Origin of the sequence: Streptomyces sp. P17, from assembly GCF_032436805.1 — a bacterium.
Classification (GTDB): domain Bacteria; phylum Actinomycetota; class Actinomycetes; order Streptomycetales; family Streptomycetaceae; genus Streptomyces.
Genome location: NZ_JAVRBF010000453.1, coordinates 1 through 357 on the forward strand (window position 1 = coordinate 1; position 357 = coordinate 357).

The following is a 357-nucleotide window of genomic DNA, read 5'->3' on the forward strand; positions in this document are numbered from 1 at the left end:
CAAAAACGATCACTTCTATTCCCGCTAGGTCACCCAACAATTGAGCTTCTGTTTTTCCCATAATCCAAGTCAACGACCAATCAGGATAAGTGCGTTGAATATGCTGGACAGTAGATAACGCATGACATACATCGCCAATCGCAGAAAGCCGTAAAATACATATCGACTTTTGGCTGCTAGTATCAATTCCAGTTAGTCTCATTCAACTGCCTCTAACGGTATTGCTGCTTCAACAGCACGAATCACTCGATCTGGGGTGATATCCTGTAAACAAGGGGAATAGTGTGCATCGCCAATTTGGCATTTATTTTTATAACAAGGAACACACTGCCGCTCAGACTGTAAAATAATGACATT

The 357-nt window shown here is 41.7% G+C and carries 1 protein-coding gene; it reads right to left on the minus strand.

Annotated features, from left to right (window positions below):
* Positions 1-202, minus strand: a 202-nt coding sequence (locus tag RMT89_RS41690; RefSeq protein ID WP_315888966.1) for a hypothetical protein, incomplete at its 3' end; no start/stop codon positions are given.
* Between the last annotated feature and the right edge of the window lie 155 nt (positions 203-357).